The organism is Belliella marina (assembly GCF_042682445.1).
Lineage (GTDB): Bacteria > Bacteroidota > Bacteroidia > Cytophagales > Cyclobacteriaceae > Belliella > Belliella marina.
In genome coordinates, this window is the sequence record NZ_JBHUHR010000031.1 from 1 (window position 1) to 24,712 (window position 24,712).

Consider the following 24,712-nt stretch of genomic DNA (forward strand, 5'->3'; position numbering starts at 1 on the left):
GACACGGAAGGCGAGAGGCGGGAGTTTGTGGACTACATGGGCATCAGCATCGGAAAGCTCGACGATGAGATCAGGATGGTCTACGACAGGATCGAAAGCGTGGACTAGCGGGCTGGGTCAGGAATTGATCTTGGTGATCCTGTTTTGAAGCTCCGCATAATGGTTCTTCCCTATCGGGATGTTGTGGTTGCCGATTATCAACTCCTTCGAATTGATGGCATCGATGTTTTTTAGGTTGATGATAAAAGATTTGTGAACCCTTAAGAAAACCCCACAAGGCAAATTGCTGATAATATCTTTGATAGGACTTCTTAATGTGAATTCTTTGTCTTTGGTGATTACTCTGGTATAACTACCTTCAGTTTTTATAAAATCAATTTCAAATACTTTGATTTTTTTCAACCAGCCCCTATCCCTTATATAAAGAATTTCATTATCTATTTTATTTTCAGGCTCTTGATTGACTGTACTTTTGACATAGTGGTTGTTAAGAATGATCTCTATCGTGATGATAAGGGTTTCTTTACTGAACGGCTTAACGATAAAAGCTTCAGGGTTTACATCCTTCACCCTTTCTATTGTTGCTTTATCATTGAATGAAGAGATAAAAATTATTGGTGTAGCAGTAATTTCCCGTATCCTTGTTGCTACCATTATACCATCTTTTTCATTTTGAAGCTTGATGTCCATCAAAAATAAATCAGGCTCGAAAGATTCGATTTCCTCCTCTATATTGATTCCATTGGGCAAAACTTTGATGTTATCAAAACCGCTGATCACGAGCAGTTCCTTAATGGTCTCTGCCAAGATTACATTATCTTCAATTAGCAATATCTTATTTCTCTTCATTTTTTTGTTTTTTTAACCCTAGCCTCTTAGAAATGCAAGCGAATTATATAATTGAGTATAAGTTACCAAAATTAATAAATGATTAACTTAAATTCTGATATGTGAAGCAGTTTTTTGTTAATTATTGGTGTAATCTGTAGGATATTTTTTCATAAACTGTGTTTTTTTTATTTTTAGTGTAATTACTCCTTAATGTATGATTAATTTTAATCAAAGTCAATTACAACCAGAAGTATATTAATTGTATAATTTATTCAATTATATATTTTACCATAATAGATAATGCTATAGACCTGCACCAAAATTACCCATCTTAAGGCTTCGAAAAAATACCAAGTACTTGGTATTTTTCATGATAATGACGTGAAATTTTGCTTTATGTTCTAGCGTTTTACCTGAAACCACACCTGTTTTTCTTTAATTTAAATGACTATCCGCTTTCTTGCACGTAGCCAAACAAAATATTGATGGGTGAGCGATTTGAGTTTCTGTTGTCTATGCCACGGCGCACAAGTTATTGACGAGTATCCGCATAGGATAAAGTCATTTCTATCACAACGTGCAACATTGCGGATACTCATATTAATTTATCAAGCTTCTTTCTATATCATTGGTAGATTGTCTATTTTTGCGCTATGTTATCTATCAACAATCTATCGTACTTTATCGGAGGCAGGGCACTTTATGAAAATGCTTCTCTACATATAAAACCAAAAGACAAAATAGGGCTCGTCGGTCTCAACGGGACGGGAAAGTCAACTTTACTGAAAATCATCAATGGAGATTACCAACCTTCCTCAGGCGATGTGCAAAAAGCAAAAGACTGCACGATCGGATTTTTGAATCAGGATTTGCTTTCTTATCAATCGGAGGACTCGATTTTGGATGTTGCATTGGAAGCTTTTCAGGAGACACTCCGCCTGCAGGAAGAAATAGATGCTGTCCTCAAGCAGATGGAAACAGACTATTCTGATGAGATCATCAATAAATTGGCAAAACTTCAAGACCAATTTGAAGCCAATGAAGGCTACACCATCAAAGCCAAAGCAGAAGAGGTTTTGGAAGGGATTGGGTTTAATACCAAGGATTTGCAAAGACCTTTGAAGACGTTTTCCGGAGGATGGAGAATGCGGGTGATGTTGGCAAAATTACTGCTGGAAAAGCCTTCCTTGTTGATGCTCGATGAACCTACCAACCACTTGGATTTACCTTCGATCCAATGGGTAGAGAATTACCTAAAGACTTATGAAGGGGCTGTGGTAGTAGTTTCCCATGATCAGGATTTCTTGGACAATTGCATTGATTCGACGGTTGAGGTATCCAATGGTAGTTTGACACTTTATTCGGGAAACTACTCTTTCTATAAGGAAGAGAAGAAAGAAAGAATGGAGATCCAGCAGAATGCTTATGAAAACCAACAGCAAATGATCAAGCAGACTGAAAAGTTTATCGAGCGATTCCGAGCCAAAGCAACCAAATCCAACCAAGTTCAGTCAAGGGTAAAGGCTTTGGATCGGTTGGATCGGGTCAATGAGGTGGTGGATGACAACATTTCTGTGAATTTTAAATTCAAATTTTCCCAAAAATCAGGTCGTGACATTGTCTCTTTGGAGCATGTGTCAAAGGCATACGGTGATTTGGTGATTTTGAAAAATACTACAGCCCGTATAGAGCGTGGTGATAAAATAGCACTTATTGGTGCCAACGGTAAGGGTAAATCAACCTTGCTTAGGATTATTGATGGTACTGAGCCGATTGAAGGAAAGCGCGAGCATGGTTACAATGTGATCAAATCTTTCTATGCCCAGCATCAGTTGGAGGCTTTGAATGTCAACAATGAGATTCTGCAGGAAATGTCACAAGCCGGATCTTCGAAATCTGAACAGGAATTGAGAACTGTACTTGGATGTTTTCTGTTTTCCAATGATGATGTGTTCAAAAAAATCAAAGTACTCTCAGGTGGTGAAAAATCCAGGGTGGCTTTGGCAAAAACCCTGATTTCAGAAGCCAATTTCCTTTTGTTGGATGAACCTACCAACCACTTGGATATGCAGTCAGTAAATATCCTGATCCAAGCACTGGAACAATATGAAGGTACTTTTATTACGGTTTCCCATGATAGGCATTTTATCAAGGGTGTTGCCAATAAAATTTGGTACATAGAAAACAACGAAATAAAGGAATACTTGGGTACATATCAGGAGTTTGTAGACTGGAAAGCAAAGCAGGAAACTGTAGCTACTCCAAAGCAAGAAAAGATAGAAGTTCCAAAAGTTGAGAAAAAAAAACGTGAGGATAACAGTTTCGAATCCACCCTCTTGAAAAAAGAGTTGAAGAAAAAAGAACAGGATTTGGAGAGGATTGAATTGGAGATAGGGAAGCTCGAAGAGATAAAATCCTCATTGGAGATAGAAATGGCAAAACCTGAAGTGTATTCCGATGTTGAAAAATTGGAAAAATTGAACCAAGATTATACCAAACTGAAATCAAAAGAATCCCTACTAAACAAGGATTGGGAAAAGTTGGCGGAAGTTATAGAAGAACTTCAAGGACAAGTTTCTTAAGGATTTGGATGTTGATTTGTAATACAAACTGGATTTTAATCAAAATAAAACCCCAATGCCAAACTCCTAAATTGGAGTTTGGCATCGTTTTTTAGGGGATTGGTTATTACTTAGGTTTCAAAATATTGCCATAAATCAAACAAATGATTACCTTGAGTTATGCGGTAAATTAATTGAGGTGTCGATTTGTAGACGCAGCAGGATTTTAAAAAAACAATACCAATCAAAATTGAACGATAATGCTAAAAAGAATTCTATTATTCACTTTTTCCATTTCCTTCATTGCGCAGGGATATTCCCAAAATGTACTGGTGGATAAGGTTTTTGAAGATAATATCCAGTCGGTGCGACTTTTTCCCAAGACCCAGGATTTCGGAAGCCAGATGAGTTCCCCAGCGATCTCTTTACAAGCCGCCACGCCCTTGCTACTTTCTTTTGATGACATTGCCTATGATCCTGACATGTATTCTGCAAAGATCATCCATTGTGATATGGATTGGACACCATCGGATTTGAAGGAAAATGATTACTTGGATCAGTTCAATGAATTCAATGTCAACGATTATAATTATTCGATAGATACAAGGATTCCATATATCCATTTCAATTTTGTATTGCCTCGGGTCACCAAAAGTGGAAATTATGTGGTACAGGTTTATAGGGCAAGAGACACTGACCAGACAATTATTACGAAGAGGTTTATGGTTTTCGACAATTCTATCCAAGTAGGGGCAAAGGTAGTCCCACCCAGCCAAACCGAGTATAGGAGAAAACAACAACAGATCAACCTGAACATCAATTATAAAGCGAGGGAGGTTTTAGACCCAAGGAATAGCCTTAAGGTTTTGATTCGTCAAAACCAGAGATGGGATAATCAGAAATCAGACCTTGTTCCAACAATGGTTAGAGAGGATTTGAAGACTGTAGAATACCAACTTTTTGATGGTTCAAATTCATTTTTTGCAGGGAACGAATTCAGGTTTGTAGACCTTCGCTATGTCCGAGCGAGAGGGAATAATGTTGCCAAGGTTGAAATGGAGGAAGATGTGGTCTTCGCAGAAGTGATGACAGAAAAAGCAAGGCCAAATGCGGCCTATTCCCAGTATCTAGACCTTAATGGCCAGTATGCAATATTTAATTTTGAAAGGCAAAACCACGACCTTGAAGGTGAATATATATTGGCGACATTCAATCTAAGTGCTGAAGGGATAAAAGAAACGCCATATTTGGTGGGGAGTTTGACAAATTGGGGGTTTCATCCTGACGCCAAAATGACTTTGAATTCAAAGACTAAGACCTATCAATCCACATTGTTGCTCAAGCAGGGATGGTATGATTATCAATTTGCCTACAAGTCATCAGAAGGTTGGGACATGTCGCCTATAGAAGGGGATCATTTTGAGACAGAAAATGAGTACGAAGTATTTGTTTATTTTAGAGACGTTGGCTCAAGATACGACGAGCTGGTTGGGTATATCAATGTCAACCCGAATAAAAGAAGACTTTAAATATAAGACACAAGATGCAAGAGTCAAGCCATGAGACACGAGAGTCAAGCCGTGAGATTCAAAACATCAAGATGTATTTAACCACGAAGTGCCTGCCTGTTGCAGACAGGGTTGAACTTCTCTAACTAAAAGAAAAAAAGTGTCAACTAATTTCAGGACGTGACAGGTTTTAGAATTCAATATATTATTGTGGATTTTTACCTCAATCAAAAAAATAGCCCAATCAATCGATTGGGCTATTTAAGTTAGCAATTAAGCTTCTTCAGTTCCTTGTTCTCCTTCACCTTCTTGAGGTTTTTGTCTCTCATGGGACTTGTAAGGAATAAATCCTTCCCTCTTGAATTTGTAAGGTTCTGTTCTTTGGTTATGGCCGTGGTTTGCAAGGTCAAGCATTCCAAAGCCTTTGTGGGTAAATGCACCCAAACCACATTTGAACACGAAATCCTGTACTTCCGGTGCAGCATACAAAGTAAAAGGAAGTGTATATCCTCTCACTTCATATTTGACATCCATGTCATATACAGAATAGATTCTAGCAAATTTCTTTTGCTGTTCTCTTAGCTTATTTACATAATTCATGTCCGGTACCACTTGGAACTTGTAGAACGATTCCATCTGCTCTTGGGAATACCAACCGGATCTTTCCATTCTGGTCAGGGTAGATTCATATAGCAGATCAGAAAATTCATCTGAATCTGGATTGATAAATCTTTTGCCTGACTCATCATTGAAGGATGGGGTCAATAGTACCAAAGGCGAGATACAAACGAACTTGTTTGAAGTCTCCAATTCTGGCTCTGTCTCTTGCTCTGTGTATTCAGGAGAGATGACAAGATTTCCTAACTCAATTTTCGGAGTTGCGAATACTTGCTCAAGTAGATAGTCAATAAAATCTTCATTGGGTGATGAAAGCACTAGAGTGACTAAACTCGAGTAATAGTGTAATCCGCTTCTACTTACTTTGGTCTGTCCTTTGAGGCCAGAGAAGTTGAAGTAATTGTAGTTGAAAAACTCCTCACGGCCACCTTTTACGATCAGCCCCTTGAGAAATTGCGCCAGAATGTACTGGTGGTGAAATGGTAAATATGCACCTTTGTTTTTTAACGAAAATATTAATCTTATTCTCACAGTTTTTAAAAATAAAATTGAAACAATTAATTAAATTATTTTTTTGTTGTGTTTTTTACGGGTTCTTGCAAAAGTACAAATTTTTTTCAAAGTTTTATCATACATTGAACCTAAAATGCATAATATCACCATCTTGGACTACATATTCTTTGCCTTCGATAGAAATCTTGCCATTTTCCCTACATGCTGCCTCTGTTTTAAACTTTTCATACTCAGGTAGTTTTATAACTTCAGCCTTGATAAAACCCCTTTCGAAGTCTGTATGGATTACGCCGGCAGCCTGAGGTGCTTTCCAACCTTTTTTAATCGTCCAAGCCCTAACTTCCTGAACTCCCGCCGTAAAATAGGTGATTAAGTTGAGCAATGAATAAGCCCCGGCGATCAGTCTGTTCAATCCACTCTCTTCAAGTCCATATTCGGATAGAAACATGGCTTTCTCATCTGCATCTTCAAACTCAGCGATTTGGGCCTCAAGAGCAGCGCATAGTATGATTACCTCTGCATTTTCCTCTTTTACATCTTCCTTCAGTTTCTCAACAAACTCATTGCCAGTCAAGATGCTTTCTTCATCCACATTTGCGACATACAATACCGGTTTGATTGTCAGTAGATGCAGGTCTTTCACCGCTTCCAAATCTTCTTTTTCAACATCGACTGCACGGGCATTTTTGCCGTTGACAAGGGCATTCTTGAACAGCATCAATGTCTCCAGTTCTTTTCTTGCCTTTGCATCGCCTGATTTGGCTATTTTTTCGACCTTTTGGATTTTCTTATCTACAGATTCCAAGTCTTTTAACTGCAATTCCGTATCGATCACTTCTTTGTCAAATACAGGGTCAACTCCGCCTGCCACGTGGACGATATTGTCGTCGTTGAAGCACCTGATCACATGGATGATTGCATCCACTTCCCTGATGTTTGCCAAAAACTTATTTCCTAACCCTTCACCTTTACTGGCACCTTTTACTAGACCTGCAATGTCCACAAACTCGATTACCGTTGGCAAGACACGTTGGGGGGAAACAAGATTTTCGAGGATTTGAAGTCTTCTGTCAGGGACGGTTACCACACCGACGTTTGGTTCGATAGTACAAAAAGGGAAATTTGCCGCCTCCGCTTTTGCACTTGATAATGCGTTGAATAAGGTTGATTTCCCAACATTGGGTAATCCTACGATGCCACACTGTAAAGCCATTATGAATTTTTTATAATTTGAATATTTTATATGCCTTATACCCTTTGTAGAATTCCATGATGGCAACCCTAAAAACGGTATAGACTGGTATTGCGAAGATCATACCGGGGATGCCGGCGATTTTTGCTCCGGCAAAGATAACAACAAAAATCTCAAGTGGATGTGCTTTTACAGATTTAGAGAAAATCAAAGGTTGCAGGATGATATTATCGGCCAGCTGAACTATCGAAAATACAGAAAGTATTTTGATGATAAACAAGGTGACCTCTGTAGTTTCCCCAAAGCTCGAAGTAGTCAAACCAACCAATACTCCAAATGTAGCTCCCAAAAGAGGTCCCGCATAAGGGATAAGGTTGGCTACGGCAGCAAAGAACGCGATGGTTAAGGCATATTCAATGCCCAAAATTGACAATCCTACTGAGGCAATCGTGAATATTGCAGTCATTTGGATCAATAAACCGATAAGGTAATTCGACAACAATGTCTCTATTTTATTGAAAGTAGATACATAGAGCTCAAAATAGGCATTTGGTACCAAGTTGATAATATTCCTACGCAATAGGCCATTTTCCAACAAAAGAAAAAAAGTGATGAACGTGATGGCCATCACCCCTATCAAAATATTGCTGGTGGTATTGACCACTGTATTGACAAAACCCTGGATGTTGATGATGTTGAAACTGGAGATGAGGTTTTCCCTTACCTGCAGGATCAAAAATCCAGGCTCACTTTGGATTAATTTGTATCTGATGAGAAAATCTTCAATTTTGCCTGCCGGATTCTGGATTTGATCATAAAGAAATTCCAAATCATACGTAGCAATTATCTGTATTTGGGTACTGATCAGTGGTACAAAAAGCAAACCCACTATGACGATAAAATTAACGATCACAAAAAAGGAAACCAGTATGGCAAACCATCTGGGAACATGTCTCCCCATCAGGTGGATGGCATTGATTCTATTGGTGAGTGGGCGTAATACGGCCGATAATATAATTGAAAAGATGATATAGAAGGCAATATTGGAAAAGTACCAACCTATTATGAGAAATAGAATGGTGATGATTGAAACATAAATAAATACCTTTTTCATGGATCAAAATAAAAAAGAGAAAGAAACAAAATGGGAAGATGAGGGTACACCGTCCTGTTTTGGGTATTTTACAATGCCCAATTGTGTTTCTTTCTCGGTTATGGTCAATGTGAATTGAAGGGGACTATTCCCACTTCAATTCATCATCATACTCTGACTCTGTTTCTTCTTCATCAAACTGAGAAAAATCAAAATCAGGTAAAAGATCATTTTTTACATGGTCTACCGCACCCTGTAATGCTTCAATAAATTTACCGAAATCCTCTTTGTAAAGAAAAATCTTGTGCTTTTCAAAAGTAAATGAATCACCATTCATTCTTCTTTTACTTTCGGTGATGGTGAGATAATAGTCATTCGATCTGGTTGATTTTACATCAAAGAAATAGGTTCTTTTACCAGCCTTTACTCTCTTTGAGAAGATTTCTTCTCTGTCATTTCCTCTGTTGTCTTCCACAGCCCTAAGTTTTTTTGTTCGTATAAGGAATTAAATCAGAAGGCAAGATAATCGAATTCATCAAAGAAATTCAATAGACGATTCAGTTTTTTTTTGGAAGGGGATTAAGTGTTTGGGTTTATCTCCTTGTTTTTCAAGGAGATAAGGTTAAAAACAATAAAGAGGGATATACCCTCTTTATTCTCCATGCATGAAAATTTTCTTTTCCAAAAGGGTCTCTTCGGATTCTTGATGGTCGGGATCATCTACACAGCAGTCTACTGGACATACAGCAGCACACTGTGGTTCTTCGTGAAAGCCCGTACATTCTGTACATTTTTCAGTTACAATATAGTAGAATTCATCTGATACTGGTTCTTGCTTTTCTGAGGCATCCACTACAGTTCCATCTGGTAGGGTAACTTCTTTGAGTGTAGTACCACCAGCCCACGTCCACTCTATTCCACCTTCATATATTGCTGTATTCGGACATTCTGGTTCACATGCACCACAATTGATGCATTCATCCGTAATCATTATTGCCATGGCTAATTTTTAATTTTTATTTTGGTTCCAAAATTAATACGCAAATAGCATAACCACCAAGGAAAAGTTGTTATGCTAAATAATTTATATTTAATCTAACTAAGATTTTTTTCTCCTAAATAAGATAACTTTGCAGCTCAAAGATAGTGAAATGACATTAGAAGAAAGAATTTTAGCCTTTGTTCAGTTAGGAAAATTAATATCAAGCCTCAATTCAGATGAATTTGATGCGCTTGCTTGGCGGGTGGAGAATAACAATAGCTGGTTTACACCGGAGCATACTAAGTCTGCCCTGAATGGCTTGGAGGTGTTTTTGGATGAAAAAAAACTTAGGGAATGGACGGCAAAGTACACTATAAACGAGAATGCCTCACCTAAGGAAATTGGGATATTGATGGCTGGAAATATTCCTGCAGTAGGGTTTCATGACTTGCTATGTGTTTTGATTGTCGGACACAAGGCATCTGTCAAATTGAGCACTTCCGATACTGTGTTGATCCAGTGGTTGGCAAATGAGCTGGTAGCAATCCAGCCAGAGTTCGGCAAATTGATCAGTTTTGAAGAAATGCTCAAGGGAAAGGATGCCTACATTGCTACCGGAAGTGATAATTCGGCACGATATTTCAATTACTACTTTGGTAAATACCCCAGTATTATAAGGAAAAACAGAACTTCGATTGGGATTTTGGATGGAAAGGAAAGTCCTGCTGATTTTGTGTCCCTGGCAAAAGACATTTTCCAGTATTTTGGATTGGGCTGTAGGAATGTGTCCAAGATATATGTCCCACATAAAGAAGTCTTGGTTAAGTTTTTGGATGCAATCGATGGATTCCAAATTCTCGCCAGCAACCATAAATACATCAACAATTACGATTACAACAAATCGATATACCTTGTAAATGGGGAAGAGCATTTGGACAATGGCTTCCTGCTGCTGAGACAAAGCAAAGATTTGGTGTCTCCTATTTCGGTGGTCTATTATGAAACCTACGATTCTTTGGAGTCGTTGGAAAATGAAATTTCTACAATCAGTGAAAAGATTCAGTGTATAGTCAGCAAAGATGCCTGGTATGCCGGCAGTAGTGGATTTGGGCTGGCCCAAACACCGGCTTTGGATGATTATGCCGATGGGATCGATACATTGGAGTTTTTGATCGGGTTGTGATTTGAAGGAAGCAAAATCTCAAATTTGCTTCCTTGATTCGGATCACTTTGTATGTTCAAGGAGCCTCCGTGTTTTTTGATGTAATCTTTGACCAATAGCAATCCAAGCCCTGTCCCTGTTTCGTTGCTCTTTCCTACGGTGGTGAAGCTCACACCATCTTCTAATTTCTTTAGGTTCTCTTCACTGATTCCTGATCCAGTGTCCATGATCTTTACTTCAAGTTCATTGTCTTTTTGGACAGCATAAATGGCTACATGGTCTCCAGAACCCGAGAATTTCAGCGCATTGCTTATCAGGTTTCGAATCACCAAATCGATCATATGTTTGTCTCCGAATGCGTAAAGGTCTTTCTCTACCTTGACCTCAAATTTTATGTTTTTTTCTTTGGCCAAATTTTCAAATAGAAGATATTGCTGGTTGATCAGGAGAGACAGGTTAAACCTTTTTTTGTCCACAAATTCACCCTTTAGCTGGGTAGAAGTCCAAGCCAATAGATTTTCCAGTAACAATGAAACAGAATCCATGCTTTTGGATACTTCCGGGAGGATATTTTGAAACTCTTCTTGGCTGATGCTGCCATTGGCAGTGAGTTTGATCAGTTCATTTGCACCTAGGATAGGGCCTTTTAGGTCATGTGACACAATGGAAAACAGCTTGTCCTTTAAGTTGTTTAATTTCAGGAGCTCATGAGTTTGGTCGATTAGTTTTTCCCTTATTTTTTTTTCTTCCGTAACGTCGTCAAACTGAAGCATCAGCCCACTAAAAATACTTTTTTTGTTCAAGAGTGGAATTACTTTCAAATTGAAATCTTTTGGACTGTTGGAAAAATACATTTTTAAATCCAAAGAGCATTTGGTTTGTGCATACGAACTTTTGAGGATATCTTCATAGTCGCCAAATATTGAGCTTATGGATTTTCCAATTAGGTTTGTTTTTGGATTTCCGAGAATTCGCAGCATGGAAGGGTTGAAATCTATCACCCTGTTTTTAGGGTCAAGGACCAAGATGCCTGTTGTCATTGCCAATATAACCCTGTCTCTGGCAATTGGTTTGATGTCAAACAAGTCAAATTTGAGGAGTCCAATTCCAATAATGATGTAGAGAAACAAAAATGAGTAGGGGGTCAAGTCTATGTGGCCAAATGGCCTGTATCCCAAAAGATACATGAGGTTGATAATCCAGGGTAAAAATCCACTAGCTATAATTATGTAAGTTTGGTTTTTGAAAATAGGGTCTGTGTTTTTGAATCTCTTAAACAAAATAAGGTTGCCGAATGCCAGCGTAATGTAGAAATAGACCATGTGAACGTAATACCATACACCCCGTGTAATATCCAAAAGTGGAAATGGTCCAGAATACGAAACGTCTACGTTTTTGTAAAACAGATAATGGTGATGGTTGGTAAATACCAATATATAGGTCACCAAGGGTATCAAAAACAGGAATATGAATACACCTTTGGTCAGCCACTTTTCCAAGCCAGCGTATTTTAGACAAAACCAAATCCAAACGCCTGGCACAAATGCAATACCAATATATTCAATTTTGATCCAGAAAAGCATGTCTTCAAGGGTTGTGCTTGCCAGCTCGAAACCATATGCAAGCGACCAAAGGGAAACAAAAAGCATTGTGAACGCAAACCATTTTACATAGTCGTTCAGCCTAAAGATGATTATACTGGATAAGACTGTTACAATAAAGCCAGACACCAATAGCGTTAAAGAAAAGACATTGAATTCTAAGTTCATCTACTTCTTTTTAGGATACATTGAGTTAATCTGTCCCTTTGCCACGAAATATTTGAAGCCAGGTAGTTTTAGGGGCAAATAAAATTGAGTTATGATTTGATGGGGTGATTGGTACTTTTGTTACTTCAACTTAGAAGTCGCAATCCATATTTCCAAAAGAAATGGTTGATATTATTGCAAAAGCTGACATAAGTCATGATTTTCTACTTTGGTTGAGACAGACAGTGACTATAAGATGCATATTGCAGAACAAATATAAACAAAATGGCATCTAGATATAAAGCCTTTTTTAAAGTCTATATAAATTACCAACTCATATTTTATTTTGCTTCTATTTTTGCCCTTATTTTTTATCTTTGCGATCGATTTAAATAAACCTTATCAACACTCTAAACCATACATTTCCAATGGCATTTGATATAGAAATGATTAAGGCGGTCTACGAAAAATATCCAGCAAGGATAGAAGCTGCAAGAAAAGCGGTAGGTAGGCCACTTACATTGACAGAAAAAATATTATACGCACATCTTACCGAAGGTGAAGCAAATACAGCATATGAAAGAGGTGTTTCGTATGTTGACTTTCAGCCAGACAGGGTAGCAATGCAGGATGCGACTGCCCAAATGGCACTTTTGCAGTTTATGCAAGCCGGTAGGGATCAGGTAGCTGTACCTTCTACAGTACACTGTGACCACTTGATCCAAGCAGAAGTTGGGGCTGTGGCAGATTTGACAAAAGCAAAAGACAAAAACAGGGAGGTATATGAATTTTTATCTTCTGTTTCCAATAAATACGGTATTGGTTTCTGGAAGCCTGGAGCTGGTATCATCCATCAGGTAGTATTGGAAAACTATGCATTCCCTGGAGGTATGATGATCGGTACAGATTCCCATACTCCAAATGCAGGTGGCCTTGGAATGATCGCAATTGGTGTTGGTGGTGCAGATGCCTGTGATGTAATGGCAGGTCTTCCTTGGGAACTGAAATTCCCGAAATTGATAGGTGTGAAGCTGACTGGGAAATTGTCCGGTTGGACTTCTGCAAAAGATGTGATTTTGAAAGTTGCAGGTATTTTGACCGTAAAAGGTGGTACTGGTGCAATTGTAGAATATTTTGGTGAAGGTGCAAATTCCCTATCAGCCACTGGCAAGGGTACCATTTGTAATATGGGAGCTGAAATCGGTGCAACGACATCTATTTTTGGTTATGACGAAAAAACTGCCGCTTACCTAAAAGGTACTGATAGAGCTGATATTGTAGCATTGGCAGATGGCATCAAAGAGCATTTGAATGGAGATGATGCTGTATATGCGACTCCAGAGAAATATTTTGACCAAGTAATCGAGATCAACCTTTCTGAATTGGAGCCACATGTCAATGGTCCATTTACCCCAGATTTGGCTTGGCCTTTGTCCAAATTTGCTGCAGCTGTAAAAGAAAACGGTTGGCCTGCAAAATTGGAAGTGGGTTTGATCGGTTCTTGTACAAACTCTTCCTATGAAGATATTTCCCGTGCTGCTTCATTGGCACAGCAAGCAGTTGATAAGAAATTGATTGCCAAGTCAGAATATACCATTACACCGGGTTCTGAGCAGGTAAGATTTACGGTAGAAAGAGATGGTTTCTTGAATATTTTCGACCAAATGGGCGGTGTCGTATTGGCGAATGCTTGTGGTCCTTGTATTGGCCAGTGGGCCAGACATGGTGCAGAAAAGCAGGAAAAGAACTCGATCATCACTTCATTCAACAGAAACTTCGCAAAAAGAGCTGATGGCAATCCAAACACACACTCTTTTGTAGCTTCTCCAGAGATCGTTACTGCATTGGCTATTGCCGGTGATTTGACTTTCAACCCGATGACTGATTCTTTGACAAACGAAGATGGTGTACAGGTGAAGTTGGAAGAGCCTTCAGGATTGGAATTGCCTACCAAAGGTTTTGCCGTAGAAGATGCAGGTTATCAAGCGCCAGCTGAAGATGGCTCTTCAGTAGATGTTATAGTAGATGCCCAGTCTGAAAGACTCCAGTTGTTGGAGCCATTCGCTCCATGGGAGGGAAGTGATTTGACTGGCTTGAAACTTCTGATCAAGGCGAAAGGAAAATGTACTACTGACCACATTTCAATGGCTGGCCCATGGCTGAGATTCAGGGGACATTTGGATAATATCTCCAACAATATGCTGATTGGTGCGGTAAACTTTTATAATGAAGAGACCAACAAAGTCAAAAACCAATTGAATGGCGAATATGGTGAGGTACCTGCCGTACAGCGTCAATACAAGCAGTTTGGGGTTGGTTCTATTGTGGTAGGTGATGAAAACTATGGAGAGGGTTCTTCAAGGGAGCACGCAGCGATGGAGCCTAGATTCCTTGGTGTGAGAGCTATTTTGGTGAAATCATTTGCCAGAATCCACGAGACCAATTTGAAAAAACAAGGGATGTTGGCTTTGACTTTTGCAAATCCGGCTGATTATGATTTGGTCCAAGAAGATGACAATATAGATATCGTAGGTTTGGATTCTTTTGCTCCAGGCAAGTCATTGACAGTGGTATTGAACCATGCTGATGGAAGTAAAGATGAAATCAAAGTGAACCATACCTATAATGCAGGACAGATTGGCTGGTTCAAGGCAGGCTCTGCTTTGAACTTGATCAAAGGTGATGCATAATAAATAGTTGCATGTATTTCCGATTTCATACCAATAGCCACCTAAAATAATGTATCCATATTATTTCCAGGGGAAGTTGACAATTATCCGCATGATTTCAGATGCATAATTTAACAACTGGTATCATTGCGGGTAATCATGATAGTTATTTAATGATATGATAAAAAAGCTGTGGGGTCCCACAGCTTTTTTATTTGCCTATTTGCTTTAAATTTGGAAAAAAATGCAACCATGGGAAAAATTGTTTTTAATGTTATATTCTTGGGAATTGTTTCCTTATTTTTTGTAATCTCCAATACCAATGACCTGTATGGACAGACTGTTGAGTCAGATGAAAGGGCACTTTTGAATGTCGATGAAGGGATCAGGTTTTCAAAAGATTCACTTTTCTTGATGAACCTGAGGTTTAGGATGCAGAACCGTGCTGGATTCAACTCGGTCTACAATGGGAGTGACCTGAGTGTAGAACAATTTGAAATGAGGGTAAGGAGGCTCAGACTCAGGTTGGATGGCTATGTCTTGAATCCTAAATTCCAATACTATATCCAGTTGGCATTTTCTAAAGCTGATTTGGATTTGGAGACTGGGGACATTGCCCAACCTATTAGGGATGCGATTTTATATTATACGGTAAACAGGAATCTGTATTTTGGATTCGGGCAATCTAAATTGCCCGGAAACCGGGAAAGGGTAATAAGCTCTGGGAATCTCCAGTTTGCTGATAGGTCGATAGCAAACAGTCTATTTACATTGGACAGGGATTTTGGGATGTTTGGATATTATACATTAAGGACAAAGGGTGAGTCTGTTTTTCTCCTCAAAGGTGCAGTGTCCACTGGTGACGGGAGAAATGCATCAGCAGTAAACAATGGCCTTTCGTACACAGGGAGAGTTGAGGCATTGCCATTTGGATTGTTTGGCAATAGTGGGGATTATTCGGAAGGCGACCTGGAGTTTGAGGTCAATCCTAAGCTATCGATAGGATTGACACTTTCGGAGAATCAGAAAGCTATCAGGACTGGTGGACAATTGGGCGCAGAGCTATACCAGGCAAGAACATTGAACAGCTTGATTATAGATGCGATGTTTAAGTATAGGGGCTGGGCAGTCATGTCTGAATATATGGGAAGATCAGCCCATGATCCGATCACTACGAATGATTCCGGTGATGTTAGGTTTGTAGTAGTGGGAAAAGGCATGAATACCCATCTGAGTAAAATGGTTAGTCCCAAATCGGAATTGGCGCTTAGGTATGCATTTGTAATTCCCGATGAATCCATCAGTATGTATTTGGATAGGGTAGATGAATCGCTTTTGGGGTTCACCCATTATTTGAACGGTCATAGGATAAAAATTCAGGCAAACATCGGTTATCGGTGGCTTGAAGGATTGTACCAAATAGAGAATTCCGGGAATTCCTGGACAGGGATGTTTCAGGTAGAATTTGGGATTTAAGGAAATTTAGAATATTAATCAATATTTATAAAGCAAAAAACTTGCTATGAAAAACAAATAGATGTATGTTTACGGATCGGAATACGATAATGCTTAATATCACTAGACTAAGTATTTGGTTTTTTCTGATCTGGATCTATGAAGGAAAGGGGTATAAATAGTACATTCAAAAAGATAATATATGAATCTTCCGAGATGGTATTTCTAGCGGATGATACTTTTCCATATAATATCTTTTACACAAACCAACTGTTTGATGAGCAGATTGGGAATGGGCTATTGGAGATGAATCTCTTGGGTTTGGGTTTGGATATCAATTCTTATATTTTTAAGGAAGAATTGATCATCAAGTTTGAAGGAAAGGAGTTTTCATTCAATTTGGAACTTCCCCAGCAGAATGGATCAAATTACTTCCTGTTTTACAAGGGAAGGGAGATTCGGGAAAAAGGACTGCCATCAAGAATGGAAGCCCAACAGTTTTTTCAAAACAGTACAGATCTAATAGGGATTGGTCAAGATAGTTTTTTGACTTGGGTAAGCGATTCATTTACAGATGTTTTGGGTTATGTTCCGGATGAATTGGTCAATTTGGATTTATGTCAATTTTTCCATGAGGAAGACTTAACGCTTGCGAAAGACTTTCTTTTCCAGGCCAAGAATGGCGGGGGAAACACCCGGTTTACGGCAAGGATATTAGGCAAAGATGGCCTGTATAAACACATTGATTGGCATATCCGATCCAATAACAATAAGTTTTACGCTACGGGAAGGGTTGTCCCAGAACAGCAAATCAAGCGGGCACAACAAGAGAAGCAGCTCTTGGAAGAGTTGGGCTTGTTCAAAGAACTTTTTGACCTTTCCCCTGAAGCGATATTGATTACAGGCGTTTCGGGAGAGATTGTTTTTACCAACCAGCAGGCGCAGGAGCGATTGGGGATTTTTGATGGGATTGTTTCACGCCCTATGATCAACACATATGATTCCAAGTTCACGACTGATGCTGCTTGGATATCCCATGTCAAGCAACTCGAACAGGAAAAGAGTATCAGGTATAGGAGCGAATTGATCCATACGAAAGGCAAGGAATTTCCGGTAGAAGTAAGTTGCAATTTGATTGAGGTACATGGGGAAAAGTATATCATATCATTTTCCCGGGATATTACAGAAAGGATTCAGTTGGAGAAGTCGCTCCAGGATTCTTCTGATTTTTTACTTCACCTAACAGAGCAGGTTCCAGGGGCACTTTATCAATTTGTATTGGATAGAGCAGGGGAGATGAAGTTTTCATATTTGAGTCCAGGGATAAAGACGATCTTTGATTTGGGAGAAAATGAGATCAACAGCGTGAATGACATTGGCTTGATCATTTCCAAAATCCATCCGGAGGATATTGCGAAGGTTTTGATGACTTCGGTTGCATCTGCCAAAAAATCAACCCCATGGTCTTGTCAATTTAGGGTAAGGAATAATGGAGAAGGAGGCTACAAATGGGTGATGGGTGCTGCAAAACCTGAGTGTATGGAATCAGGAGATGTAGTATGGTATGGTTATCTTTCGGATATTACTGAGCAAAAAGAGTTTGAAGAATCCCTAAAGCATGCAAGGGAAGTAGCAGAAAAGGCAAGCAGTGTCAAGTCTGAATTTTTGTCTATGATTAGCCATGAATTGCGGACACCTCTGAATGCCATCTCTGGCTCGGTCTACTCATTACTCCAAGATGATCACACGAGTGCCCAAAAGTCAGCTTTGACCACCATTAATTTTGCAGTAGACAATTTGATTATCATGATCAATGATCTGTTGGATTTCCAAAAAATTGAAGCCGGAAAATTGAACCTTGAAATGAACCCTTTGAATGTGGAAGAAGTAATTCGCCAAGTGGTCAAAGGTTTGGAATTCCACGCCAATGATACCCAAAATGAGCTGAATATGCATCTTGATGAAGCTATCAATATGCATGTTTTGGGTGATAAGGTGAGGCTTGCACAGATTATGAACAACCTGATTACGAATGCCTTGAAATTTACCCAGAAGGGAAAAGTAGATGTTTTCGTAAAACTAAAATCCATTATAGGGAATAAAGTGAACATTTATTTTGAAGTAAGGGATACTGGGATTGGGATTGCCAATGAGCATTTGGGTAAGATTTTTGATGATTTTGACCAAATCCATCATTCGTTTAGCAAAAAATACGGTGGTACTGGGTTAGGTCTTTCGATCACAAAGAAGCTGTTGAACAGAATGAACAGCAATATTCAAGTAGAATCAGAAATTGGGGTAGGAACAAGCTTCTATTTTGAAATTGAATTTGAGAAAGTTTCTCTATTGGAAACCAGTATTGTAAATAATGTTCCAAAGCATGAAGCAGACTTGTCTTCATTGAAGATTTTAATGGCGGAAGACAATGATGTCAACGCTTTGGTATTGGGAAAAATCATCAAAAAATGGGGTTTTCAGCATGATAGGGTGGTGAATGGGAAAGAGGCGATAGATGCCGTGGAATCAGGCGGGTATGATGTTGTATTGATGGATATTCAAATGCCTGTCATGGATGGTTTTGAAGCCACGTCGAACATTAAATCCTTTTCTTCCATACCTGTGATTGCCTTGACTGCTGCGGCAAAACTGGAACTCATCGATGATATTTCCAAAATCGGATTTGATGGTCTTGTTTCCAAGCCTATTGATGCAGAGGAATTGTTCAAAAAAATCAAAGAGGTTTTGATGTTGGAAATCTAGTGTTGGTATCAGTTGACAGATGAGCGCCAACTGTTGAGTCTATCATTTTGGGATTCTTAAACCCCATGTTGTTGGGATACACATTATAGGTTTTGTGCCAGTCCATAGAATTTGTTTGCAAGAGGCATGTCTGGATCGTTTTTAAGGGCATCTTCCAAGTATTTGGTAGCAAGACTTTTGTCACCTTTGAAATAATAATATATCCCTTTGTTTCTCCAGGCGAAAGCGTTTCTGGGGTTTTGTTTCAAACTGAAATTGATATCCTCCAATCCCAAATCCAAATCACCCAAAAACAAGCGGTATAATCCTCTGTTATTGTAATAAAATGACTCTTTGGGGTTGATTTTGATGGCTCTTTCCACCCAATTAAGAGCTTCATTGTAGTTTCCTTCTTCAAAAACAACCATAGATCTCAGATTGTAGATATTGGCTTCATTGGGGTTGTCTTTTTCTGCTTTTTCAAGAAGTTCCACCGCTATGTCCAAATCATTTTGGTAGTAATGGATGGTCGCTTTGTTGACCAATAGGTCGTTGTTGTTTGGATTGAGTGAAATCCCCTTTTCAAAAGCCGCTAAGGCCAATTGATGGTCTTTGAGTTGCTCATGGACTAGCCCGAGAAGAAAATATGTCTTCCAGCTTTTAGGATTGGTCTTTTCCAGGTTTTTGGCATCGTCCAAGGCTTTGTAATATTCCCCGTTGTCCAAGTAGGCAATGCCTCTTTGGAAATATACAAGTGTGTCCATTTCAGAACCTATGGAAATGATCTTTGAATAATCTGATATGGCCAGTTCAAAATTGTTTTGCTTTTCATAGACGATAGCTCGGTTGAGTAGGGCATCCAAGTATCCTTCGTCTATTTTCAATGCTTCCGAATAGTAGTCTAATGCTCCTTGGAGATCATTCTCTTTTAGCTTTTCATTTCCCTTCAACAAAAACCTGCCCTTTTTGTCTTCAATGGAGTCACATGATGTACAGATGCACAGCATGAACGTAAGAAACAGGGTATATTTAATCAAGTTGTTTATCGACATCTTCATTTGATTTCTCTTCTCCAAAAAGGAAGGCATAAGGGTTGGTAGCTTCACTCAATTCAAATATTTTTCTCAATACCGCCAATGTAGGTATAATCAAAATCATTCCAATGACTCCCCAGATAGAAGCACCTACCAATAAACCGATAAAGGTGATGAATGCATTGAGGTTTACATTGTTTCCAACAATTTTTGGTGTCAAAAAATTACTCTCTATCAATTGTATGATCAGAAAAGCAACTACCACGGCAGCGGGATAGAACAGGCTATCTTTGGTCAGGAAAGCGAATATGGTAGGCAATACTGCGCCAAGGACAGGGCCAAGATAGGGGATAATGTTCAGCAATGCAGCGAATACGGCAAAAAACACGGCATGTTTGATGCCCAAGCCCAAAAGGATGGCAACATTCAATACTGCCAAAATCGCCATTACCTTAAATATCCCGATTATGTAGTTTTGGACGAGTTTTCTTAGTTCCCTGATCTCACTTTTGATATGGGCTTGTTTTTTTTCTTTGAACAATTGCACAATGAAATCTGTCAAGTGATCTCTATACAATAAAAAGAAGAAAGTGAATACAGGCAAAAGTACAATTCCTGATAGAGAGCCTACAGTATTTAAGATGGATTCTGCCAGATTAGAGCTGTTCGATTGTAAGAGTTCGATGATATATTCCTGGTCTATCCCTTGGCCCACACCGGTCTCTACCTGAAAATTCTCCAATACCCAAGAGTCAAAATCACTCAGGTATTTATTCAATTTATCACCAACATTTTCCAGGTCCTTTGTGAAACTTGCTACCTGCAAAATAATAAAAGTCAAAAAACCGAGTAATATGATCAGCCCCGAGATAAGTGAAATCAATGCACTGAGCACTCTGGATACTTTTTTCCCTTCGAGCCAATTGCCAATTGGTGTTAATAGTATAGCAATGAAACCACCTAGGAACAAGGGAACTAATAGGCTCTTTCCAATAATCAGGATATAAACTATGGTAATGATCAGCATCAATACCAATAAAGCTTTGATATATGACGGTATTACTAGCTTTTGTTCGTTCATAGAATGAATGTACGCCTAAGTGAAATGTTTATAAAGAACCCTAATATTGGAATTATTGATGAGTTTACAATAAAATAAATCCTATTTTTGGAACTCAAATACAATATGATTAAAGTGAATAGAGAAAAATCAAGGTGGATAATTATTTCTTTCGTGGTGAGTGTCATTTTGTTGATAGTGAAATTTTACTCCTACTATCTGACCAATTCTACGGCGATATTGACGGATGCGTTGGAAAGTATTGTCAATGTAGTCACTGCAAGCTTTGCATCATATAGTATTTATTTAAGTTCGATACCCAAAGATGACAACCATCCCTATGGGCATGGCAAGATCGAGTTCTTCAGTGCAGGAATAGAAGGGGTTTTGATCATGATGGCAGGCTTATTCATCATTTATCAAGCAGTGTATAATTTCTTCTTCCCTCATGAATTGGAAATGCTTTTGGAGGGGATGGCTTTGATAGGTTTTTCGGGCTTGGCGAATGGCTTTTTGGGCTTGAAGCTTAAAAAAGAAGGGAAAAAGCTCAACAGTCTGACCTTGGTAGCCAACGGGAAGCATTTGATTACCGATACCATCTCCAGTTTTGTTTTGATTGTTGGTGTGGCTATTATATTTTTCACGGGGTTTTATGTGCTGGACTCCATCCTGTCTATTTTGTTCTCATTCTATATTATATACTCTGGTTATTTTTTGGTGAGGAAATCAGTCGCTGGATTGATGGATGAGACTAATCCTGTGGCAGTATCAGAAACAGTCGGTGTTTTGAATAAGGAAAGAAAAGATTCTTGGATAGATATCCATAATATGCGTGTCCAACAATACGGTGGGGACCGACATATTGATTTACACCTGACGCTCCCTTATTACTTCGATTTGCGCGAAGTGCATGAAGAAGTGGAAAAAGTGGAATCTGCATTGGAAAATGAGTTTTCGGGTGTATTGGAAGTGTTTGTGCATTCTGATCCATGTATTCCCGAAAAATGTTGTCATTATTGCCAGATGAAATCCTGCCCTGTCAGGCAATCAGAAATCAGAACAAAGATCCATTGGACGGCAGGAAATATGTCCAAGAACCAAAAGCATTATCATGAATTGGCAGATGGCCAATCCTCCTAAGTGTTTCCTGATTGCATGGTTTCGGCAACGAAGCTGGGTTGCAATTATTTTATTTTCGTGGTATTTTCTGTAATTTAATTGCGGAAATTGTTGAAAATCAGCAGATAATAATGTATATTCAACAAAAAAACGATCATGAATGAGGATAAACAATTTAGGATACTATTGGCAATATCTTCAATAGTATGGTTAGTCTTGGTGGGATTCATTATTGTGATGTAGGACTTAGACTATAATGCTCAAAGGTCTGTTTAAATGCAGTAGATTTTTTAGATAAAAAAATAGGATGTAAAAGCATACATCCTATTTTTTGTAAAAGGGTTATCTATCCAGTTTATTCCTCAAATCAAACCAGCCCTTTTGAGCAAAGCCTCTGGTTTCGGATCTCTTCCCCTGAATCTTTTATAAAGGATAGAGGGATGGACTTTGCCACCTGCAGAGAGAATATTGTCCCTGAATGACTTTGCTGTTTGCGGATCGAAAATCCCTTTCTCCTGGAAAAGCTCAAAAGCATCCGCATCCAATACTTCAGCCCACTTATAGCTATAGTAACCAGCTGCATATCCCCCTTGGAATATATGAGAGAAAGAAGTGCTCATCAGTGTCCCTTCCACATCAGGCAATAGGGAAGTGTCCTTCATCTGTTTCTTCTCAAATTCTACTATATCTGCAATCAAGCTTGGGTCGGTACTGTGGTAAGCCATGTCCAGCAATGCAAAACTAATCTGTCTTACAGTTTGATACCCTTGTTGAAAGTTTGATGCATTTTTGATTTTGTCGATCAGTTCAGTCGGGATTTTTTCTCCGCTTTCATAGTGTTTTGCAAAAAGATCCAAACACTCTTTTTCATAACACCAATTTTCAAATATTTGGGAAGGAAGTTCAACAAAATCCCAGTAGACACTTGTGCCGGATAGCGATTCGTAAGTTCCGTTGGCTAATATGCCATGTAGCGCATGCCCAAATTCGTGGAAAAGTGTGGTGACTTCATTGAATGTCAGCAAAGCAGGCTTCGTCTTTGTTGGTTTTGAGAAGTTACACACAATCGATATATGTGGCCTTTGGTCTTTTCCATCGATCAGTTTTTGACCTCTATAGCTTGTCATCCAGGCGCCATTTCTTTTTCCAGCCCTAGGAAAAAAGTCAGCGTAAAAGACCGCTACATGATTGTCCTGCTGATCTTTTACTTCATATGCAGTTACGTCTGGATGGTAGACTTGGATTGCTTTGTTTATCTCGAATTTCAATCCATAGAGTTTTCCTGCGGTCTCGAAGACACCGTTGATTGCATTTTCAAGTTTGAAATATGGTCTGAGCAACTCGTCGTCCACCTCATACTTTTCTTTTTTCAATTTCTCGGAATAATATCCAAAATCCCACTTTTCCAACTTGTCGATTCCGTCAAGTTTTCTTGCGAAATCGGCGACTTCTTCGACTTCTTCGATGGCTTTTGGTTTTGCTTTTCCCAACAGGTTTTTCAAAAAATCAAGTACTGAAGCACCATTTTTTGCCATTCTTTCTTCCAACACGAAGTCTGAATATGATTTGTAGCCCAATAAAGCAGCACGTTCTGATTTTAACTCCAGCATTTCTTTGATGTATTGTTTGTTGTCCAATTCATCATTTTTGGATGCCTTTGTGTTGTATGCCAAAAAGAGTTCTTTTCTTAAATCCCTGTCATCAGCATAGGTCATAAATGGGACATAGCTTGGGAAGTCCAGTGTAAAGATCCATTTTTCGGGCATTCCCTTTTCTTCGGCAGCTTGGGCAGCAGCTTCTTTGATGGAATCAGGCAAGCCTCCGAGTCTGTTCCCATCTTCTACGATCAGCTGATATTTATTGGTCTCAGCCAATACATTTTCACCAAACTTCAAACCTAGCTGGGAAAGCTTGTTGTCAATGTCCCTCAGTTGGGATTTTTGTTTTTCATTCAATTTTGCGCCATTTCTTACAAAGGATTTGTAAGTTTTGTCAAGAAGAGTTTCCTGTTCCTCATTAAGGTTAAGCTGTTCTTTTTGGTCATAGACCTGTTGGATTTTTTGGAATAGTTCTTCATCCAGCAAAACATCATTGCCATGTGCTGTGAGCAGAGGGGATATTTCCCTTGCCAAAGCTTGTATTTGGTAGTTCGTTTCGGCTGAATTGAGATTGAAGAAAATACCAGAGATGATGTTCAGCTTATCTCCGGCATGGTCCAATGCTACAATGGTATTCTCAAAATCTGCGGTAGACTTATTTTTGATGTTTTCTATTTCCGCTTTTGCCAATTGAATTGCCTCTTTTACAGCTGGTAAAAAATCCTCGTTTTTGATTTTTTCAAAAGGAGCTGTCTCAAAAGGTGTATCGAATTTTTCCAATAATGGATTCATATTGTTTTTATGATTTTGTTAATTGTAAGACTAACGAT

Annotated in this window: 17 protein-coding genes; 7 read left to right on the forward strand and 10 right to left on the reverse strand. The window is 38.9% G+C overall.

Annotated elements, in window-relative coordinates:
* Window positions 1-117: 117 nt before the first annotated feature.
* Entirely contained in the window at window positions 118-849 is a 732-nt protein-coding gene (locus ACFSKL_RS10650; protein WP_376886089.1) for a LytR/AlgR family response regulator transcription factor, read from the reverse strand.
* Window positions 850-1,484: 635 nt separating this feature from the next.
* Between ACFSKL_RS10650 and ACFSKL_RS10655 the strand changes: the two genes are divergently transcribed.
* The gene (locus ACFSKL_RS10655; protein WP_376886091.1) at window positions 1,485-3,413 is read left to right on the forward strand and encodes an ABC-F family ATP-binding cassette domain-containing protein; all 1,929 of its coding nucleotides are present in this window, start codon (window positions 1,485-1,487) and stop codon (window positions 3,411-3,413) included.
* A gap of 239 nt (window positions 3,414-3,652) precedes the next feature.
* On the forward strand, window positions 3,653-4,921 hold the full coding sequence (locus tag ACFSKL_RS10660) for a type IX secretion system plug protein (protein ID WP_376886093.1): 1,269 nt from the start codon (window positions 3,653-3,655) through the stop codon (window positions 4,919-4,921).
* Window positions 4,922-5,173: 252 nt separating this feature from the next.
* On the opposite strand, the gene cas6 is transcribed toward ACFSKL_RS10660, so the two are convergent.
* The 5 genes from cas6 to ACFSKL_RS10685 form a co-directional block, all read right to left on the reverse strand.
* Window positions 5,174-6,049 (reverse strand): CRISPR-associated endoribonuclease Cas6, encoded by an 876-nt coding sequence (cas6, locus tag ACFSKL_RS10665; protein ID WP_376886095.1) that lies wholly within the window; start codon window positions 6,047-6,049, stop codon window positions 5,174-5,176.
* A 97-nt stretch (window positions 6,050-6,146) separates the two neighbouring features.
* A complete protein-coding gene (gene ychF / locus ACFSKL_RS10670; protein ID WP_376886097.1) occupies window positions 6,147-7,244 on the reverse strand; it encodes a redox-regulated ATPase YchF in 1,098 nt (365 codons plus the stop codon).
* 10 nt (window positions 7,245-7,254) lie between these two features.
* On the reverse strand, window positions 7,255-8,337 hold the full coding sequence (locus tag ACFSKL_RS10675) for an AI-2E family transporter (RefSeq protein ID WP_376886099.1): 1,083 nt from the start codon (window positions 8,335-8,337) through the stop codon (window positions 7,255-7,257).
* A 124-nt stretch (window positions 8,338-8,461) separates the two neighbouring features.
* Window positions 8,462-8,791, reverse strand: a complete 330-nt coding sequence (locus ACFSKL_RS10680) for a DUF3276 family protein (RefSeq protein WP_376886101.1) — start codon at window positions 8,789-8,791, stop codon at window positions 8,462-8,464.
* Window positions 8,792-8,968: 177 nt separating this feature from the next.
* A complete protein-coding gene (locus ACFSKL_RS10685) occupies window positions 8,969-9,316 on the reverse strand; it encodes a 4Fe-4S binding protein (RefSeq protein WP_376886103.1) in 348 nt (115 codons plus the stop codon).
* A gap of 151 nt (window positions 9,317-9,467) precedes the next feature.
* On the opposite strand from ACFSKL_RS10685, the gene ACFSKL_RS10690 reads away from it, so the two are divergent.
* Window positions 9,468-10,481 carry an acyl-CoA reductase gene (locus tag ACFSKL_RS10690; RefSeq protein ID WP_376886104.1) on the forward strand — a complete coding sequence of 338 codons (1,014 nt, stop codon included), beginning with the start codon at window positions 9,468-9,470 and terminating at the stop codon, window positions 10,479-10,481.
* Here the strand turns inward: ACFSKL_RS10690 and ACFSKL_RS10695 are convergent.
* The gene (locus tag ACFSKL_RS10695; protein WP_376886107.1) at window positions 10,436-12,229 is read right to left on the reverse strand and encodes a sensor histidine kinase; all 1,794 of its coding nucleotides are present in this window, start codon (window positions 12,227-12,229) and stop codon (window positions 10,436-10,438) included. The two genes, ACFSKL_RS10690 and ACFSKL_RS10695, sit on opposite strands and share 46 nt — an antisense overlap.
* Window positions 12,230-12,636: 407 nt before the next feature.
* Between ACFSKL_RS10695 and ACFSKL_RS10700 the strand changes: the two genes are divergently transcribed.
* The 3 genes from ACFSKL_RS10700 to ACFSKL_RS10710 all read left to right on the forward strand — a co-directional run bounded on the left by ACFSKL_RS10700 (window position 12,637) and on the right by ACFSKL_RS10710 (window position 19,092).
* Window positions 12,637-14,898, forward strand: a complete 2,262-nt coding sequence (locus ACFSKL_RS10700; RefSeq protein WP_376886109.1) for an aconitate hydratase — start codon at window positions 12,637-12,639, stop codon at window positions 14,896-14,898.
* A gap of 231 nt (window positions 14,899-15,129) precedes the next feature.
* Window positions 15,130-16,353, forward strand: a complete 1,224-nt coding sequence (locus ACFSKL_RS10705) for a porin (protein WP_376886111.1) — start codon at window positions 15,130-15,132, stop codon at window positions 16,351-16,353.
* A gap of 195 nt (window positions 16,354-16,548) precedes the next feature.
* A complete protein-coding gene (locus ACFSKL_RS10710) occupies window positions 16,549-19,092 on the forward strand; it encodes an ATP-binding protein (protein WP_376886113.1) in 2,544 nt (847 codons plus the stop codon).
* Window positions 19,093-19,175: 83 nt separating this feature from the next.
* On the opposite strand, the gene ACFSKL_RS10715 is transcribed toward ACFSKL_RS10710, so the two are convergent.
* Window positions 19,176-20,108, reverse strand: a complete 933-nt coding sequence (locus ACFSKL_RS10715; RefSeq protein ID WP_376886114.1) for a tetratricopeptide repeat protein — start codon at window positions 20,106-20,108, stop codon at window positions 19,176-19,178.
* Window positions 20,101-21,186, reverse strand: a complete 1,086-nt coding sequence (locus ACFSKL_RS10720; RefSeq protein ID WP_376886116.1) for an AI-2E family transporter — start codon at window positions 21,184-21,186, stop codon at window positions 20,101-20,103. The genes ACFSKL_RS10715 and ACFSKL_RS10720 overlap by 8 nt, the downstream gene beginning before the upstream one ends.
* Before the next feature lie 105 nt (window positions 21,187-21,291).
* Here ACFSKL_RS10720 and ACFSKL_RS10725 point away from each other — a divergent pair, with 105 nt between their 5' ends.
* Window positions 21,292-22,305, forward strand: a complete 1,014-nt coding sequence (locus ACFSKL_RS10725) for a cation diffusion facilitator family transporter (RefSeq protein WP_376886432.1) — start codon at window positions 21,292-21,294, stop codon at window positions 22,303-22,305.
* 341 nt (window positions 22,306-22,646) lie between these two features.
* Here the strand turns inward: ACFSKL_RS10725 and ACFSKL_RS10730 are convergent, their stop codons facing one another.
* Window positions 22,647-24,674, reverse strand: a complete 2,028-nt coding sequence (locus ACFSKL_RS10730) for a M3 family metallopeptidase (RefSeq protein WP_376886118.1) — start codon at window positions 24,672-24,674, stop codon at window positions 22,647-22,649.
* Window positions 24,675-24,712: the final 38 nt, after the last annotated feature.

Bases quoted from the DNA above. Each gene is read 5' to 3' on its own strand.
- ACFSKL_RS10700 (WP_376886109.1), top strand. From the start codon at position 12,637: ATGGCATTTGATATAGAAATGATTAAGGCGGTCTACGAAAAATATCCA.
- ACFSKL_RS10655 (WP_376886091.1), top strand. From the start codon at position 1,485: ATGTTATCTATCAACAATCTATCGTACTTTATCGGAGGCAGGGCACTT.
- ychF (WP_376886097.1), bottom strand. From the start codon at position 7,244: ATGGCTTTACAGTGTGGCATCGTAGGATTACCCAATGTTGGGAAATCA.
- ACFSKL_RS10685 (WP_376886103.1), bottom strand. From the start codon at position 9,316: ATGGCAATAATGATTACGGATGAATGCATCAATTGTGGTGCATGTGAA.
- ACFSKL_RS10705 (WP_376886111.1), top strand. From the start codon at position 15,130: ATGGGAAAAATTGTTTTTAATGTTATATTCTTGGGAATTGTTTCCTTA.
- ACFSKL_RS10690 (WP_376886104.1), top strand. From the start codon at position 9,468: ATGACATTAGAAGAAAGAATTTTAGCCTTTGTTCAGTTAGGAAAATTA.
- ACFSKL_RS10725 (WP_376886432.1), top strand. From the start codon at position 21,292: ATGATTAAAGTGAATAGAGAAAAATCAAGGTGGATAATTATTTCTTTC.
- ACFSKL_RS10710 (WP_376886113.1), top strand. From the start codon at position 16,549: ATGGTATTTCTAGCGGATGATACTTTTCCATATAATATCTTTTACACA.
- ACFSKL_RS10695 (WP_376886107.1), bottom strand. From the start codon at position 12,229: ATGAACTTAGAATTCAATGTCTTTTCTTTAACGCTATTGGTGTCTGGC.
- ACFSKL_RS10650 (WP_376886089.1), bottom strand. From the start codon at position 849: ATGAAGAGAAATAAGATATTGCTAATTGAAGATAATGTAATCTTGGCA.
- ACFSKL_RS10660 (WP_376886093.1), top strand. From the start codon at position 3,653: ATGCTAAAAAGAATTCTATTATTCACTTTTTCCATTTCCTTCATTGCG.
- ACFSKL_RS10720 (WP_376886116.1), bottom strand. From the start codon at position 21,186: ATGAACGAACAAAAGCTAGTAATACCGTCATATATCAAAGCTTTATTG.
- ACFSKL_RS10675 (WP_376886099.1), bottom strand. From the start codon at position 8,337: ATGAAAAAGGTATTTATTTATGTTTCAATCATCACCATTCTATTTCTC.
- ACFSKL_RS10730 (WP_376886118.1), bottom strand. From the start codon at position 24,674: ATGAATCCATTATTGGAAAAATTCGATACACCTTTTGAGACAGCTCCT.